The organism is Bombilactobacillus sp. ESL1202 (assembly GCF_058107125.1).
This window is the reverse complement of sequence record NZ_CM176590.1, coordinates 886,447-905,748: the sequence shown is the minus strand read 5'-3', so window position 1 is coordinate 905,748 and position 19,302 is coordinate 886,447. Positions and strand designations below refer to the sequence as shown.

At 37.3% G+C, this 19,302-nt stretch carries 6 protein-coding genes; 5 read left to right on the top strand and 1 reads right to left on the bottom strand.

The genetic code is table 11. The features are described from left to right. Positions 1 to 121: 121 nt before the first annotated feature. Both AC3B7A_RS03940 and AC3B7A_RS03935 read left to right on the top strand, forming a co-directional pair. Positions 122 to 1,138: a zinc-binding alcohol dehydrogenase family protein gene (locus AC3B7A_RS03940; RefSeq protein ID WP_489756538.1), complete on the top strand. Its 1,017-nt coding sequence runs from the start codon at positions 122 to 124 to the stop codon at positions 1,136 to 1,138. Between the two features lie 188 nt (positions 1,139 to 1,326). Next, the gene (locus AC3B7A_RS03935) at positions 1,327 to 2,967 is read left to right on the top strand and encodes a mannitol dehydrogenase family protein (protein ID WP_489756426.1); all 1,641 of its coding nucleotides are present in this window, start codon (positions 1,327 to 1,329) and stop codon (positions 2,965 to 2,967) included. A 178-nt stretch (positions 2,968 to 3,145) separates the two neighbouring features. Here AC3B7A_RS03935 and AC3B7A_RS03930 read toward each other — a convergent pair whose 3' ends face one another. Next, positions 3,146 to 4,138 (bottom strand): Abi family protein, encoded by a 993-nt coding sequence (locus tag AC3B7A_RS03930; protein WP_489756425.1) that lies wholly within the window; start codon positions 4,136 to 4,138, stop codon positions 3,146 to 3,148. Between the two features lie 509 nt (positions 4,139 to 4,647). Between AC3B7A_RS03930 and AC3B7A_RS03925 the strand changes: the two genes are divergently transcribed. From AC3B7A_RS03925 to AC3B7A_RS03915, 3 genes are all read left to right on the top strand, one after another. Then, positions 4,648 to 5,373: a GntR family transcriptional regulator gene (locus AC3B7A_RS03925; protein ID WP_489756424.1), complete on the top strand. Its 726-nt coding sequence runs from the start codon at positions 4,648 to 4,650 to the stop codon at positions 5,371 to 5,373. Between the two features lie 119 nt (positions 5,374 to 5,492). After that, positions 5,493 to 7,859, top strand: a complete 2,367-nt coding sequence (locus AC3B7A_RS03920) for a phosphoketolase family protein (RefSeq protein WP_489756423.1) — start codon at positions 5,493 to 5,495, stop codon at positions 7,857 to 7,859. Between the two features lie 519 nt (positions 7,860 to 8,378). Further along, positions 8,379 to 18,461, top strand: coding sequence for an SLAP domain-containing protein (locus AC3B7A_RS03915; protein ID WP_489756422.1), 10,083 nt, complete (start codon positions 8,379 to 8,381; stop codon positions 18,459 to 18,461). Positions 18,462 to 19,302 lie beyond the last annotated feature (841 nt).

Below are 19,302 nucleotides of genomic sequence, written 5' to 3'. Positions count from 1 at the left end.
ATTAGTCAGGAAGTGAATTTTTTGGCACCTAGTGCGTTTAAATTCACGTCTTCACAAGAATTGTTTCTTTTTGTATGATGATTAAAAATTATGAAGGAACAGAGATATGACAATAAATCAAATTAAAGCAGTGGGTTTTATCCGACATTTGCCCATTACAGATCACAATAGTTTACAAGATGTGTATCTTAAAAAGCCAATTTTAAAGGAACATGACTTATTAGTTAAAGTGGTCGGTGTTTCGGTGAATCCGGTGTATACATTAGTTCGCAGAAATGGATCTCAAAAACAACTAAAGCAACCGCGTATTTTGGGCTGGGATGCTGTTGGTGAAGTCGTGGCAACCGGTGCTAAAGTTTCGACATTTAAAAAGCAAGATCGTGTTTGGTATGCGGGAGATTTTCGCCGTCCAGGTTCTAATATGCAGTTGCAGGCAGTGGATGAGCGAATTGTGGGTTTTGCACCCCGAAATTTAACTGCTGAGTCCGCTGCAGCAGTGCCCTTGGTCGGTTTAACAGCGTTTGAATCATTATTTGAGAAAATGCCCTTAAATATTAACCAAACTAATCACCACCAAACGCTTTTAATTATTAATGGTGCTGGCGGTGTAGGTTCCATGGCCATTCAACTAGCCAAACTGGCGGGCTTAAAAGTGATTGCCACTGCCGCTAAGGAAACTTCTGTTGCTTGGGTCAAACAATTAGGTGCTGACTATATCGTTAATCATCACCAAGATTTAGTGGAGCAAATTAGACAACTAGGTTTACAAGAGGTGGATCTAATTTTAAATTTAAGTCATTTAGATGAACATTGGAATGAAATTGCTGCGATTATTCGTCCTGATGGCTACGTGGTAGCAACAACGGAAAACCGCCATTTGATTGATTTGCAAAAGTTGATACAAAAAAGAGTGACTTTTAGTTGGGAATGGATGTACAGTAAGTCCTATTTTCAAACGGCACAAATGATTACCCAACAACAAATTTTAAATCAATTAGCTAACTTATATGAACACAAAAAGTTATTACCGATTAATAAAAAATCTTATTCTCCAATTAATGCTACTAACTTGCGGCAAGCGCATGCTGATGTGGAGACGAATCAGATGGTAGGCAAGGTTACTTTGACGCAGTGGTAACAGTCTATAGGGCTTGGCAAAATTTTAATAAAAATTTTTTTGACAAAATCGACAATTTAAGATGATTATTCCTTAACAATGAATAAATTTAGTTAAATTAAAAATAAATGATACAATTAATGTTGTCTTGTGAAGACGATTACTTGATTTTCATTTGGTAACTAATACTAAGTTTGAGGAGTAGTGACATGGTTAAATTAACAGCTGATTATCAACAACAAAAGCAGGATTTTATTAAAGCGGGCATCGTGGTGCCAGAATATGATCAGGAAGAAATGCGCCAACAGACCCTTGAAAATCCAATGTGGATTCACTTTGGTGGCGGCAATTTATTTCGGTGTTTTCATGCTAAAATTGCGCAAGATTTATTGAATCAAGGTGAAATGTCCCGTGGAATTATTGTGGCAGAGACTTTTGATGAAGACGTTATTGATCAGATTTATCATCCGGCTAATGACCGCATGTTAAGCGTAGTTTTAAAAGAAGATGGCACTTTAGACAAAGAATTATTAGCAAGTGTGGCAGCTTCACTTTATGTTAATCATCAAAATTCAGAACAATGGGAACAATTAACACGTTACTTTGTAGCTCCTACATTACAATTGGTTACGCTTTCGATTACTGAAAAGGGTTACGCTTTAGTTGATGTTAATGGTCAGTTGACTGCTGCGGCTCAGGCAGATATTACTGGTGGTCCGACAGCGCCCATTACCAATATGGGGATTATTGCTCACTTATTGTACGAACGTTTTCAAGCTGGTCAATTGCCCTTGGCACTCGTTAGTACGGATAATTTTTCCCAAAATGGTTTGAAATTACACAATGAAGTTTTGCGGATTGCCCAAGGTTGGTTGCAAAATGGTTTTGTTCCCGCAGACTTTATTGACTATCTCAACAATCCGCAGCAAATATCATTCCCATGTAGCATGATTGATCGGATTACGCCCAGCCCCAGTGCTGATGTTGCTCAACAATTACAGGCTAGTGGTTTTGAAGATACGCAGATTCAAACGACCGCTAAAACGACCGTCATTGCGCCCTTTGCCAATACTGAGGAAATTCATTACTTAGTGATTGAAGATAGTTTTCCGAATGGTCGTCCTGATTTGTCCAAAGCTGGGGTTATTTTGACAGATCGTGCCACGGTTAATGATGCCGATCAAATGAAAGTTACGGCTTGTTTGAATCCGTTGCATACTGCCTTGGCAATCTTTGGCTCACTACTTAATTTTACCTCTATTGCTACGGAAGTTAGCGATCCCGATTTATTAGGTTTGATCAAAAATTTGGGTTATGGTGAAGCTTTACCAGTTGTCAAAGATCCCAAAATTATTAATCCCAAGCAATTTATTGATGAATTAATTGAAAAACGGTTACCAAATAAAAGTATTCCAGATACTCCTTATCGCATTGCAACGGATACTTCGCAATTATTGGCCATTCGTTACGGTGTGACGTTAAAACATTATGTCGATGATCCTAATCGAGATCCACAAACGTTAGAATTTATTCCGTTAGTGTTGGCTGGCTGGTGTCGTTACCTAATGGGCATTGATGATCAAGGTCGAGATTTTGCCCAAAGTCCTGATCCACAATTGGCAACCTTAAAGTCTTATGTAGCAGATGTTAAACTAGGTGATTCGACTCAAGATATACACCAAATTTTACAACCGATTTTAAGTAACCAAAGTAGTTTTTGCAATGATTTATATGCCATTGGTGTTGGGACAAAGGTTGAAAATTACTTTAGTCGTTTGATTGCTGGTAAGGGTGCTGTGCGGCAAACTTTGCATGAGACGGTAACTAATAAAGGTTATAATTTAAATTAAAATTGATATAAGTTTTAAACAAAAGTGGCTATTTTAGGGAGCGCAATTATAAAAAATTTTGCTTCTATAAATATTGAGTGTTGATGAATTGTTTCATCGGCGCTTTTTTTATGTAGACCAATTTATTTTTGTACACAAAAATAGGCCACATCCTTTGACAGAGATAAGCCTACTTTAGTTAATTTTCACTGGATAAATCTTTATCCGTTAGTTCCATTTCTCTTAATAGCATTGCTTTATCTTTGGGGTACTTTGTTAGATAGTTGTTTAAACACGCGGTCATCCCTTTTTTAATAGAAATATGGGAATCCTTATTTTCAAATAAATCCAACACTTTTAACAGTGCTCCAATGCTACTACGAAGTTTTCCACTCAGAAATTTTCTGTGACTAATATCAATGTTATGTTCATTATAGATATATTTAGACCACTTTAAAGCATGTTTACTTGAGCTATGATTATACATTCTACCACCATGGGCTGAAAAATTTCTATAATCTAGACACAATGATAAAATATCTCCAAAAGCCTGCTTTATTTTAAGATTTTGATCTACAGTTTCTATAACAACTACTTCTATGCCAAACATTTTGGCAATGACTTTTTCTCGGATATTCTTTTTAGAAAGTTTGTACCAGTAAATAGTTTCTCCAAAAGTTAATTGCTTTACCAAAATCCAAGGAGGTACATTATGGTGCTTTTCTCTATAATGTTTAATTGGTTGATTAGGTGACTTCAATAAAAATGAAAATTTCCTTAAAAGTCTATCACGATCTGTAGACTTACTTTTTTTATGTAATTCTCCCTTATTATAATGACTTTTAGCCGTATAAAATTTTTGCTCTTCTGATATACTTTCTGCAATTGTATAAGCCAATATTTGTTTAAAATATTGCTCAAACTGTTCTACACCTTCTAAAATAGAAATTCTTATTTTTTGATCTAATTGATAGAATGCGTAAATATGTTCAAAAGTAGCATCCTTTTTGTAACCTTTATCATCATTACCAGGTTCTACCAAAAAAGGTGTTTTATAACCATTAATTATTTCATAATAACCATATCTCCGTAGTGCGTTTTCAGCACCTTCTTCATTTAAAATGACCAAATTCCTATCATGGTTAAGTAAATAAATTTGTTCTTTTATAGATTTAAACGGCTTATCAGACAAAATAATTCCTCCGATTAAGTAAAAAGGTGAGTATACAAAAAATATACTCACCTAGTTGACCATAAGTGGTCATTCATTTGATTAATAAAATTGTACAACAGACTATTGCATCGGTCAAGCATGATAAAATCTGATTTTCACAAAAAAATACATCATAATGTTGTGTAAAAAAATTAACAGAAAATGAAAAATCATGTATAGCTCTCACATCGGGAGCTTTTTTTTATTGCTTCTATAATATTGAGTGTTGATGAATTGTTTCATCGGCGCTTTTTTTAATTTGCAAAAGGATTTACCTGTAACTAAGACGTTAACTTGTTTCACCAGTTTGACGATGTTATTCTGATTTTGAAAAACTAAGGAGAAGAGGCTGGGACAAAAGTAGTTTAACAGTTTTGAAAAAAATGTAGCTCCTTGTACTTGCCTGTTCTATGGGATAATTGAGATTAATTTTGATCCACCAAGTGGCATAATAGACTTGATAAGTTCAAAAGTAAGGATGAAAAATTATGGGACAACCAATTTATGTGCAACTGGCGCAAACAATTAAGCATAATATTATGCACCATCATTATTCAAATTTAAAATTACCAGATGAACGGAGCTTAAGTGATAGTTTTCAGGTGAGCCGTAGTTCCATTAAGCGGGCGATTCAATTGTTAGCCGATCAAGGAATTATTTTTAAAAAACAAGGTTCGGGAAACTTCATTAATCCATTATTTCTGAGAAAGCAAACCGCACTTGATTATACTGGTGACAATGTGGGGTTGACCACAGCCATTGTCACTAACGGGCAAACGCAACAAATTAAAGTGTTAAGTTTGGATGTGGAAAAACCCACGCCGGAGGTTCAACAAAATTTATTTTTAAATGACGATGAGTTTGTTTATGTGTTTGAACGGTTGCGGCAATTAGATGAAATGCCAATTTTAGTCGAAACTAGTTATTTACCGGTTAAATTATTGCCCAATTTATCACAAAAAATGTTGGAAGCTTCATTATTTAATTATTTAGAAGAACAAAAAGGCGAAGTCATTAATCGCGCCTATTTAGATATGACGACAGAGCCTTCAACATCAGATGATCAAGCATTACTTCAGTTGCAGCCCAATGAACCGGTCGGGATTATGACTGGAATTTTCTTTCGTGATGATGGCATGCCCTTTGAATATTCGAGTATGCGTTTGCACTATAAATATTGGAATTTTGCGACATTTGTCAATTTAAACAAATAATTGGAACGTACCATTTTTTTAAATGGTTGACAAAGAACGCGCTTTAGTTTATAAATGACTTGTAGAGCGCCAAAAACTGTTGCTGTTAAGCACAGGCGATTTTTCGAGGAGGAAGCGCAATGACAAACTATAGTAGTCCGGAATATTTTGATTTAATGACAAAGTATTTTGATGCCGCTAATTATATTTCCATTGGTCAATTATATTTAAAAGATAATCCGTTGTTAAAACGTGATTTGCAAGCAACGGATGTTAAAGTGCATCCAATTGGCCACTGGGGAACAATTGCTGGCCAAAACTTTATTTATACTCATTTAAACCGTGTCATTAATAAATATGGTTTGAATATGTTTTATATTGAAGGCCCTGGTCATGGTGGTCAGGTCATGGTTTCCAACTCCTATTTAGATGGTAGTTATAGTGAAATTTACCCAGAAATTACTGCCGATGAAACCGGAATGCAAAAATTATTTAAGCAATTTTCTTTTCCTGGTGGAATTGCATCTCATGCTGCTCCAGAAACGCCCGGTTCAATTCATGAAGGTGGCGAATTAGGCTATTCATTATCCCACGGTGTTGGTGCGATTTTAGATAATCCAGATGTTATTGCTGCAGCAGTGATTGGTGATGGTGAAGCCGAAACTGGTCCGTTGGCGACTTCGTGGTTTTCTAACGTCTTTATTAATCCAGTGACGGATGGTGCAGTGTTACCAATTTTAAACTTAAATGGTTTTAAGATTTCGAACCCGACGATTTTGTCCCGGAAAACTGATGAAGAATTAAAGCAATACTTTACCGGTATGGGTTGGGAGCCGATTTTTGTTGAAGGTGACGATCCACAGAAGATGAATCCGCAAATGGCAGCTGCCATGGATCAAGCAATAGAAAAAATCCATGCCATTCAACAAGCAGCCCGCCAACAGTCTGCCGCAGATGCCAAAATGCCACAGTGGCCAGTAATTATTTTCCGGGCACCAAAAGGGTGGACGGGTCCCAAGTCTTGGGATAATGAACCGATTGAAGGATCATTTAGAGCCCACCAAATTCCAATTCCAGTTGATGCTAAGCATATGGAACATAGCGATGAATTGGTTGCTTGGTTAAAATCTTATCATCCGGAAGAATTATTTGATGAAAATGGTAGTCTCAAGTCAGAAATCAAAGCTTTGACGCCAAAAGGTAACCAACGTATGGCAATGAATCCAATTACCAATGGTGGTTTGGATCCTAAACCGTTGAAATTGCCTAATCCTGATGATTACGAATTTGCGATTAATCAACCAGGCAGTGTGATTGGTCAAGATATGGTGGAATTGGGCAAATATTTGCGGGATATCATTAAGTTAAATCCGACAACTTTTCGAATGTTTGGTCCTGATGAAACGATGTCTAATCGCTTAATGCACATTTTTGAAGTTAGTGAACGGCAATGGTTGGAACCTATTAAGAAGCCTAATGATCAATTTGAAGCGCCAGCTGGGCGGATTTTAGATGCGCAATTATCGGAGCATCAAGCTGAAGGCTGGTTAGAAGGCTATACTTTAACGGGACGTCACGGAATTTTCTCCAGTTATGAGGCTTTCTTGCGCGTGGTTGATTCAATGTTGACCCAACACTTCAAGTGGTTGCGCAAAGCTAATGAGTTACCATGGCGCAAAAAATATCCAGCTTTGAATATCATTTCTACTTCTACCTCTTTTCAACAAGATCATAATGGTTACACACATCAAGATCCCGGTATTTTAACACATTTGGCAGAAAAGAAGCCGGAGTATATTCGCGAGTATTTGCCAGCAGATGCCAACACTTTGCTGGCGGTGGCTGCTCATTCATTGAATGAACAAGAAGTTATTAACTTAATCATTGCTTCTAAGCAACCACGTCCCCAATTTTATTCAATGGCAGAAGCCAAAGAAATTGTTGATCAAGGCGTCAAAGTGATTGATTGGGCAACTAACGATCACGGTCAACAACCGGATATTGTCTTTGCGGCCGCAGGTACGGAACCAAATATGGAATCTTTAGCAGCCATTGATTTGTTACATGCAGCTTTTCCAGAAATGAAAATTCGTTTTGTCAATGTAGTTGATTTACTCAGATTACAAGTGCCAGAGAAAAATTCACGTGGTTTAAGCCCTGAACAGTTCAATACCATTTTTACCACGGATGCGCCAATTATTTTTGCTTTCCATGGATTTGAAGATTTATTGCGGGATATTTTTTATGAACGAAATAATCATCATATGTATGCTCATGGTTACCGTGAAAATGGCGATATCACGACGCCGTTTGATATGCGCGTTGTTAATGAGTTGGATCGTTTCCATTTAGCACAACATGCGGCTAACTTGGTTTATGGCGCTCAAGTGCAAGACTTTAGTCAACAAATGGATGCTAAATTACAACAACATCATGATTATATTCACGAAAATGGTGCTGATTTGCCAGAAGTTGAAAACTGGCAATTTAAGGGTTTTAAAGATTAAATAAAAAAGTGCTGCGATGCAGGTTATTATTTTTGCGCACACTGATATAAAAGTTCTTAATAAGATTTTATAACTTTAGGAAAAGACTGATTTCTGATTTTTAATTGGAAACAGTCTTTTTTGTTGGACTCAAAAAATGATCATTAAAGCCAACACTAGTGTTGGAACTTAATAAAAACTTAAGAATCTTAAGAAAAACTTAACATTTAGATTTTGGCTATTTTTGAAAAAATCGTTCACAAGAATAAATGCGGTTAAATCAAGCTTCGTTGTGAACATGTGAAAAAGCAAAACAGCCATTTTGTGTGATATATAAATCACAATGGGCTTTTTCGGGAGTTTTTTGCCAAATAGTGTTTGATTTATCACTAATTAACCAATTATAATATGAAATATATAAGATGCTAAGATTATTAATTGCTTATTATTTGATAAAATTAGGTATCGAATTCGAGCAAACATAATCAAAATCATTTTTAAAAGTGTAAATAGTTTAGACGATTAAAGGAGCAGATAAAAATGCATCGAAGTAAAAGATTATTAGCAACCATGGGTGTGACTCTATTTTCATCAACATTGTGGTTAACCGCTAATAAAACCACGACCAAAGCGGATGAAGTTCATGATCAAGGCAAGTTTGACCAAGCAGCACCGGGAGAAGAAATTCAGACGACCGATCCCAGTGAAATAAATGGTAGTAACAATCGACAATCGACAATCGACAATACCGGAGATAGCAGCGTAAACAGTACAAGTAATAATAATCAACAGCAAATAGATGGTGGTACTAATGAAAGTAGTACGACTAATTCAGTGAGTGATTCTGATGTAAACGATAACAATGGAAGCTCCAACTCTGCGAATAATACTACAATTGATAATAGTGTTAATAATTCTAGTACGGATAGTAATGTTAGTCAGCCAAATAACTCAATGGTAGCTGATAACACTAATAATTCCAGTCAATCATCAGAGGAAAATACTGGCAAAAATGATAGTGATCAAAGTGCAGTACATAATAATAATAATGATCAACCAGAAGTTGCAAATTTAGTTACGATCAATGTTGTTAATGGTGTGGCTACGGTTTCTAATAAAAATGAACTGAGTACTGCTTTTAACGATACAAGAGTTTCTAAGATTGTATTAAATAATGACATTTTTTTTCAAATGTTTGATGTTCAGATACGTCGATCTATGACTCTTGATGGTAATGGACATAACCTTTATATGGGGGTGTCAGCAAATAAGCCTGAATTTGTTTTTAATACTGCAGGTGTATCTTTAACTTTACAGAATATTAATATTTTTAGTGATACAACTCTAATTGCCGAAGAAGGTGATTTGTCTAATAAGGGAATTTTAACAGATCTTTATTTGAATAACGTTAATTTTCAAGGTGGAATCTTTAGTCAAGATAAATATCTTTCAATTCATGTAACGGGTGATACTTCAATTAAAAGTGTGAAAAGTTTTGTTTGGCCGCCAACAGGCGGAACCTATACCGTTTCACAGTCTAACAAGATTATGTGCAATAATCTAACGGTTGAAACAGGTGCCACACTTTCTTTAGATAACATTGGGATTAACTGCAATACTTCGCAAGTTGATAGTAATCTTACCAAGGAAAGCACGGTTAGTGTTCAAGAAGGTGGCTCGCTATTAGCTAATTTTGATGGGTCTACGTTATCTATGCTTCCAAATAATAATGATACTCAATTTTTTAGTATTTATAATATTACCGATAATGGCAATATTGTAATTGATATTAAGGGTATAACTGGCTGGAAGGATGTTGTGGGAAATAATTATCTAACAGTTAATAAAGACGCTTCTTTTAAGGTCATTAATCATGGAAGTGCCACTGCAGCTATTGCATTATTGCACAACGTCGGTGTAATGCTTAATTCTCCCAAAGATTTTATTTTAGATAGTGATAATAATAATAATGTGCAGTTAATTTCCAGTGTTCACCAGCCTGATTTTGATTTGACAGATGTTAGTTATGTAATTGATTCAAATCAAAGTTATGCCTTGAAAAAGCTGAAGTTTCAAACGGTTAATAGTATCATTCAGACGATTAATAAAACTAATGACGTAAATACTAGTGATATTATTGGTCCAACTTCTGCTGATGAAGATAGTGTCTTGTCTTTGTTAGATAATAAAACTTTAATTGGCGGCAAATTCGAATTTACAGGTTTAAATGCTGAACCAATTAGCTTTGTTGATAATTCTATTCAACTATCAGTTAGTGATAATAAAGTTACTGGTAAAACTAACTTACCTAATGCCAATATTCGGGTTCAAATTAAACGTGGTGATCAGTTACTTGACTTCCCTAATAATGCTAACTTAGTTGAGAATGGTGATAATTGGCGTGAGACTTTGTACATGACGCATTCGGATGCTGATGGTAACTTTAGTTTTACTATTCCTGATGGTGCTTTGCAAAAGGGTGATCATTTAGTTTTAACGGCGGAAAAAGACTTTCAAGATAGTCCAGTTTATGATTTAGATACAGCTACTCTAGCTGTATATCAAGAAGTTCAAAGCGCACTCTCAGTTTTAGAAACTCAATTTAATCAAGATAAATCAGATTTAACAGGTATGGCCGCTAATTTGGGCGATACGGGTGATTTAATTACTTCTTTAAAGAATGCTTATGATACTGCTGTTGCTAATGTTAAGTCAGCCACTTCAGTTGCTGATATTGACGCTGCTAAGCAAAATGGTTTAAATGACATGGCTGACGTCATGACTTTACCACAAGCGAAAAATGATGCCATTAATCAACTCAAAGACCAATTAAATGGTAATGGTTCTGATATTAATGGAGCCATCAATGATATTAACAATTTAGGCGCCGATTCTAACGGTCATTTAACTAGTGACCAAGTTGCTGACTTTAATAATAATGCGACTGATGATAAAGGTTTAGTTCAAGTTGCTTACCAGGACGCTGTTAGTCAAATTAAAGCAGCAACAACCACTGCTACTGTTACGACCGCTGAAACTACAGGTACCAATGATTTAACAACGTTAGTTAGTTTAGCGCAGAAGTTAAGTGACAATAATCAAGCGGTTAATGATTTAGAAGATAAAAATGGAACTGGTCATTTAAGTTCAGATGAAGTTCAAGCAGCCTTAGATCAACTTGACCAAACAGCTAAGAATTTAGTAACTGCTTATCAAGGTACTAGTGATGACTCAAGTCGCCAAACCGCTTTAACTAAAGGGCAAGCCGCTTTGGATGCTGGTGCGGATTTATTAACTAAACTTCTTGATAATTTAACGACGATTGCTGGTTTACAAGGTGCTGACGGGTTAGATGCTGATCAGGTTTCAACATTACAAGGCCAAGTCATTAGTGATGCGCAAGCTGGTTTAGTAGCGATTAATGCTGCCCAAAGTGCAGCCGATCAAGTTGCTAATGATGTTACGCAATCTACCAGTGATGCAATTTCTAAGATGAGTAATGTGGTTACTTTGGCTCAAAGTCGCCATGATGCTATTAATGATTTATACAACACTTATCAACCGGCATATAATACAACAATTCCTAATTTAAATTTAGCTGAACAGCAAGAATCCTATAAAGGTCAAGTCAAACAAGATTTTGATGATGCCGTAATAGCTATTAATCAGGCTGAACAAACAGCAATTGATACAGCCAAAGCTGCTGGTTTAACAGCGATTGCTAAGACAGTTGCCAATGCTCAATTACAAGCTTGTGTTAATAAGGCCAAGGAAGACTTGAATGCCTTAAGTGCGGACCAAGGTGGTGCTTTAAGTCAAGACCAAGTTAATTATTATATAGACGAAATTATTAATACAGATACTGGTGCACAAGCTAATGGTCAAGCCGCAATTAATGCCGCTACTGATACGCAAGGAGCAGCTGCTGCTTTTGATGGAACTGATGGAGCCAAAGGCAAGATTGAAGCTATCGTGGCGGCTGCTACAGGAGTATCAGATGCTAACAATGGTTTCTTAACTGATGCTGACAATGGTTTAGCTAGTTGGATTAGTGCTGCTCAACAACACATCCAAAGCTTAAGCAACTTAACAGGCCAAAGTGATACTAGTGATCAGACGCAACAAGTCGGAAAACTATTTAATTTATTAGATCAAGTTAAAAAAGACATTACTAATGATTTAGGTAATATTGATGCTGCTGGTTTAACAGATGGTTGGAAGACTAACGAAAAAGCAAAAGTTACAAAGATCACGGACTTGGCAGATAAGATTAATGCCGCTATGGAAGAGTTGAAGAGTCAACATGATAGCGCCAATACGACAATCAATGGCTTACCAAATTTAGCGACGGCTCAGGATAAGAAGAAGTACATTGACCAAGTGGATCTTGTTTATGAGACGGCAACGAATAATTTAAATACCATTACTGACCAAACAACACAAGCTCAGGTAACAAATGTTGAAAACACTGGTTTATTAGGAATTGCGCAAGGCTTAGCCAGTGGCCAGCTTCAAGATCATGCAACAGATGTGTTTAATCAAATTAATAATTTGAATCATTTAAGTGCTAAGGAAAAACAGAAGTATCAAACTCAGATTACTGATCCACAAACCGGTGAACAAGCTAATGGTCAAGCTAACATTACGGCAGCTACTAGTGTGGACGAGGTAACAACTGCTTATCAAGGAACAGATGGTCATGGTGGTGCTAAAGCTAAGCTGGATCAAATTTTAACTAATGCAAAAACCGCTGATAGTAGTAAGTCAAGCTTTTTAACTGATTTACAAGATCTGTTAACTGCGGCGCAGAACCAAATTAATGGTCAAGGAACTGATGGTTTACACAATTTATTGGGAGATAATCCGCAAGATTCGAATCAACCTAATCAAATTAAAAAATTGCTGGATCAATTACCGACGTTAGAACAATTAACTGCTGATATTAATAATAGTGAAAATGCGCTGGATTCTGATTTTCAAGCTAAGGAAAAGCAAAAGATTGCAGATGTAGTGGACTTAGCGCAAGCAATTGATGCTGACATGCAAGCTTTAACGGCGAAGAATAATGATGTGCAACAGACCATTAATGGTTTGACTAATATTACTAATCAACAAGATTATTTAACTTCATTACAAACAGCTTATTATCAAGCGGCGCAAAACGTTTCGAAGCGCCAAGATAATGCTGAGACTGATGGTGAGTTAGCTTTACAAAAAGTTGTTGATCAAGCGCAATTAGCTGATTATGCGCAAGTTGCTTTAACAACTTTAGAACAGCAGACTTCACTTTCTCAAGACCAGATTACTGATTATAAGGGACAAATCACTAATCCAACTAATGGTGTCCAAACGACAGCAAATCAGAATATTGAGAATGCTGGTAGTATTGAAACTGCTGATGGTGCTTTAACAGCTGGAGAAAAAGCAATTGCTGCGATTGTTACTGCCGCACAAGGTTTATCCGGTAATTTAAGTACGGTAGCTGGTTGGTATAATACTGCTAAGGATGATATTAATCAGTTAGCTGCAAGTAGTAATCAAGGTGGTTATTTAACTGGTGCTGTTGATTCAAGTGATACTAGTACGCAAGTTGGTAAATTATTAGCTGATTTAGAGACAGCTTACAATGAAGTCTTAAGTGATTTAGAAGATCCTGAGGCGGGCTTCAACGAAGAAACAGAGGAGCAAAAGCTCACGGCAGTAACTGGTAAAGCAAGAACCATGAATACAGACATGGGTAAGTTACAAACTGCTTACCAAACAGCTCAAGCAGCGACAACTGCTGATAAACTAAGTCATTTAAGTACAGAGCAACAGGGTTCATATCAAGGCCAAGTTAAGACAGCTTATAACAATGCAGTGACAGCTATTACCAATGGTACTGATGGTGCGGAAACCACCGGTGAAACGGCGTTACAACAAGTGGTTGATCAAGCGCAATTGGCGGAACATAAAGCTGATAATCAAAGCCAATTAGATGATTATGTGCAAGCTGCGAGTGACATAATTGGTCAGTTGACGGCCACTCTGCAACCAACAGATATTCAAAAATATCAAGATCAAATTACCAATACCACTAATGGTGCCCAGACGACAGCAAATCAGAATATTGAGAATGCTGATAGTGTTACTGCGGCTAATATAGCTTTAAGTGATGGTAAAGATGCAATTGATGCGATTGTTACAGCGGCGCAAAACTTATCCGGTAATTTAAGTAAAGTAGCTGGTTGGTATAATACTGCTAAGGATAATATTAATAAGTTAGCTGCAAGTAATAATCAAGGTGGTTATTTAACTGGTGCTGTTGATTCAAGTGATCCTAGTACGCAAGTTGGTAAGTTATTAGCTGATTTAGCTAGTGCTTATGAACAAGTTAAAACAGACGCTACTAAACCAGGCTTTGATGATACTCAAGAACCAAGTTCCTTAACTGATGTTGTGACTAAAGCTCAGGCTATGAATACGGCTATGCAAACATTAGAAGCCGCTTATCAAACCGCCAAGGATGCTTTGAGTAATTTACACCATCATGATGATTTGGATCCTAATAATAAGCTTGCAGGTGAATTAGAATCAGCTTATCAAACCGCTCAAACTGATTTAAGAGATGCAACTACTGCCAGCATGTCGGCGCAAACTAACGTTGAAGTGACAAATATTCAAGCTGTGATTGCGTTAGTACAAGACCAAGCAACGGCTTGGGACGCTCTGGACACCATTTATAACAATGGTGTGACTGATTTAAATGGTGCTGCGGGCAATCACTTTGGTGATAACTTAACTGCGGCTTTGAAGAAGTTAAAAGACCAGTACGATATTGAAGTTGGTAAGATTAAAGCTGCAGACAAAGGCACGATAGAATCTGTTAGTTCCTTAGCGCAATCTAATGTCCGCGACTTGTTGGCCGCTTTAAAAGAACAAAATATGCAATTAGGGGCGTTAGCTACTGCTAAACAGGAAGTGGAAACAGCTTTAAGTAATGCGACCGATTTAAGCCATGATCAACAGACTAATTTCACTGATGAAATTACAAACACTTATAATCAGGATGTCAATGATGTCTTGGGTACTACAGATTCAACTACTGCTCAAACAACGGGTCAAGCAGGAGTTGCCGCATTACAGAAGATTAAAGAAACAATCACCCAAAAAGCCACAATTATGCAACAGTTACAAACTAACTACAATACTGCAGTGGATCATATTAAAGAGTTAGGTGACGGTACAACTGATCATAACTTAACTGGTGGTACGACGCCAACTGATGAAGCTCAACAAGTTGGCAGGTTATTAGCTCAATTAGCTGCAGCGAAGACAACAATTGAAACTAACTTACAAAACGCCACTGATTTGCCAGAAGGTTGGTTAACTATTCAAGAAACAACAAACTTTAAGCCAGTAACTGATTTAGCCGATAATATGAATACGGCCATGGGTGTGGTTAACGCAGCTGTTACTGCCGCTAATACTGCTATTGGTAAGTTAGAGCAATTAACTGACCAACAAGCTGGCTTGAAGCAACAAGTTAGTGAGCAACAAGCTAAGATTGTCAACCAAATTACTAAAGCTGATGCAACGACTAATCTTAATAAAGTAGCGAGTGACGGTGCCACAGCTATTAATAAATTATTGAAGTTACCGCAGGCTCAAAATGAGGCTTTAACAGCCTTGCAGACGCAAATTACCACGGCTACGAATCAGCTTGAGACCACAGCTGGTTTAACGGCTGCGCAAAAGACACAATTTAAGGATCAAATTACCCAAGCGCAAAGTTCATTAACTACTCAAATCAAAGCAGCAACGAGTGTCGAGGCGACTCAAGTCAAGACGCAAGTTATCACGGACTTAACTAATTTAGCGACAACTTTAGGGCAAGCCAACAATGATTTAACTGGTTTAACGAATATCAGTGCTGAGCAACAAACTGATTTCTTAAATCAAGTCAACACGGTAGCTACTACGGCTTTAATCGGTATGCAAGATAGTAACACAGAAACTACGGCCTTTAACAAAGGAACCGCCGCCATTAATGCAATTGTGGCTTTAGCGCAACAATTAGCTGCTAATAAGCAAAAGATTAATGATTTAGGTCAAGGCGACAACAAGTTAGACCCAGATCAAATTGATCAATTACAACACCAAGCTGATCAAGCAGCAACTAATGGGGTGGCTGCCATTGAAACGGCACAACAAGATTCCAGTAAGACGGCGCAAGATGTCACCAATGCTGCGGGTCAAGAAAATACTGATTTGAATCAATTAGTAGCGACTGCTAAACAGAAGCAGAAGTTACAAGCAAGTATTAACCAAGCAGTCAATGACGCCAAGCAACAAATTCAAGATTTAGGTAAACCGGATAAAGGTGGACACTTAACCGCAGAACAGGTTAATAACTTATTGGAACAAGTCACAACGGAACAGACAGCGATGTTAAATGATTTAAATGAAACTAACGATGTTACTGAAAACTGGCTCAATCAAGAAAAGCAGAAGTTACGGCCAACGTTAGACTTAGCCGAGACGATCAATGCAGCCATGCAAAAAGTTGATCAAGCCGAAGCGGCCGCTAATGAGGTAATTGCGGGCTTGAATCATTATGAGTCTGATCAGGATAGTTTGAAACAAGATGTCCAAAGCCAAAAAGCGCAGGCGATTGCCACTATCAATCAAGCTACTTCGACCAATGCTATTACTCAAGCGGCTAAAGATGGTGTGGACAGCATTAAGCAAGTAACGGACTTGAAGCAACAACAAAATGCTGCTTGGAATGCCTTGGATGATGAGTTAAATCAGGAGCAACAAGAACTTAATGGTTTGACCAATGGTGGTAACTTAAGTAGTGACCAAGTTAACCAATTACAACAACAAGTTACAACTGCTTATGAAACTGGTTTAAGCCAAATTAAACAAGAAACGACCGCTGCCAACGTTGCTGGTGAACAACAACAAACCATTGAGCAAATGAAACAACAAGTCACTTTAGCCCAACAAAAAGCCCAGGCAGTGCAACAGATTAAGCAAACGCAAAAACAGGCTCAACAAGCTTATGATCAAGCGTCCGCTTTGAATGAAGAGCAACAAACGGCTTTGCAGAGTCAGATTAGTCAACAAGCAACAGCAGCCATTGATCAAATCTTAGCGGCGACAGATCAAAGTGGTGTGGATCAGGTTCAACAAACTGGAACTATGCAATTAAATGACACTAAGACTTTGATTAACCACAAGAATCAAGCGATGCAAGCCTTAAAGCAAACCTATCAAGAAGAACAAGCTAAGATTAATGGTTTAACGCATTATAAGGATCAAATTGACAGTTTGAATGGTTTGTTGGAGACCGCTTATCAAGCAGCACAAGACAGTATTACTAATGCCGGATTAACAGAAGTTGATCCGCACAAACAAACCGGAATTGAAAATATGCAACAAGTGGTTCAAGTGACGAAAGCTAAAGATGATAGCCTGACCACTCTAGAGCATCATTATCAAGATACCACGGATCATTTGAACGATTTAACTGACTTAACACCTGAACAAAAAGACGACACTCAACAAAAGGTTGATGCGGCTTATCAAGCGGCCAAAGACCAAATTGATCAAAGTCAAGGTGTTGATGCTGCTCACGCTGCGGAAGCCGACGGGGAAAATCAAATTAGTAATGAAGTGGTTAAAGCTCAAGTAGCGCAAGCTAGTGCGGTTGCCATTAATGCCATTCATCAAGCAGCTGATCAAGCCGTCAAGAACTTAGAGAACAATACCAGTTTAGACGCTGATAAACGTCAAGATCGGATCTTTGCGGTGCGGCATGCTGAAAGTGCAGGCATTGACCAAGTTCAACAAGCAACAAGTGTCGCAGCTGTCAACCAAGCCCAAAATGATTGTATTCAACGCATCAATAGCTTGGCGGGCACGGGTAGTGTCAACTTGACTGATAATTTAGGTAGTGGCTTGAGTCAAAGTCATACGGTGCGCAATCCGGGCATTGCGATTGTTAAACCCGATGTCACGGGTGGTTTCATTCATTTGTATGACCAGCAAGGTCACCAGTTAGAACAAGTCTTAGCCGCCAATACCGATTGGAAAGTGGATTATATTTATACGCAAAATGACGGCACCATGTATTACCGCGTAGGTGCCAATGAATATGTTAAAGCTGACGATGTCAACTACACTAAGATTGGTAAACGGCAAATCATTGATGGAGTAATTACCGTGCAACCAACTGCGGGTCAAGACTTCATCACCGTGTATAGTGATCAAGGTGCCGCACTGAAGCAACAATTGCCAACAGGCACACGGTGGTTAGTCAATGCGCAAGAAACATTAGCTGACGGACAAGTTTATTATCAAGTAGCACCACATCAATATGTGCGAGCCCTTGATGTTACGGTCATGACAACCGCAATTATCACGAAACCACAAACCGGAACCTTAAGTTTGAAAGAACAAGCGGCACCGATTTATCATTATCAACCACAAATTGGTTTCTTAAGTCGCTCCACGGATAAACATTTAACGCGCCAAGCCACTTGGAACTTTGATCAAGTCCTAACGGTTAATGGTCATCGTTATTATCAAGTTGGTAATAATGATTGGGTCAGAGATGTGGATGTTAAATTGAATTAAATTAAAGATGTTAAAGTATTTAAAACAAAATAAAAGAAAGTTTTCCGTAAAAAGAAGACTTTCTTTTTTTATAATTAAAATTATCTTAAAAAGTGTATCTCAAAAATGTTATACTAACTATGTACATAAGGTGAAAGCTAAGCTAGTGTCTTCTTTATGAAGGAGCGTGAGGCTTATGGTGTAAAAACTGTAACAAATCACATTCTGAAGAAAGGAGTAAAGCTTTGTTCTGGATCATTCTCGGACATCTTTGTTTGACTTTTAAAACAATTTATTTTGTTGCACAAGCAGCAAGAGTAATTGTCAAAATCATCAAAGATCTTCGAAAATAAGATCTTAAGCACAAAGTCCCTACTTAGCTTCAAAGCTTAGTAGGGACTATAATATAAAATATTTAATAGCCGCTCTTAGCAGCCTTATGAGAAGTTGGTGTTTGCAGCGCCAACTTCGATTTACATAAATTGTAACACGTTTAGCTGAAAAATTAAAATGTTACAGTTAGTTTTTTACATAAGGCAAAGGCTAAGCTAGTGTCTTCTTTATGAAGGAGCGTGAGGCTTATGGTGTAAAAACTATAACAAATCACATTCTGAAGAAAGGAGTAAAGCTTTGTTCTGGGTCGTTCTCGAACATTTTGTTGGATTTTTTTAAGGCTGTGATCCAAGTTGGTTAGGCACAAACTGCTGACTTGGAGAACGCAATAGTTAATTACCTGAGTAAAGTTCCAATCTAGTTCTTGATCAAGTTGCCATCCAGCAAGTAATTCATGTGGCATGAACACAATAAAATTCTTTTTAAGATTTAATTGATTTATGATTTTATTATAAATTCTGGTAACTTG

Excerpts from the sequence above, each read along its gene's own strand:
- AC3B7A_RS03935 (WP_489756426.1), top strand. The coding sequence starts at position 1,327 with ATGGTTAAATTAACAGCTGATTATCAACAACAAAAGCAGGATTTTATT.
- AC3B7A_RS03915 (WP_489756422.1), top strand. The coding sequence starts at position 8,379 with ATGCATCGAAGTAAAAGATTATTAGCAACCATGGGTGTGACTCTATTT.
- AC3B7A_RS03925 (WP_489756424.1), top strand. The coding sequence starts at position 4,648 with ATGGGACAACCAATTTATGTGCAACTGGCGCAAACAATTAAGCATAAT.
- AC3B7A_RS03920 (WP_489756423.1), top strand. The coding sequence starts at position 5,493 with ATGACAAACTATAGTAGTCCGGAATATTTTGATTTAATGACAAAGTAT.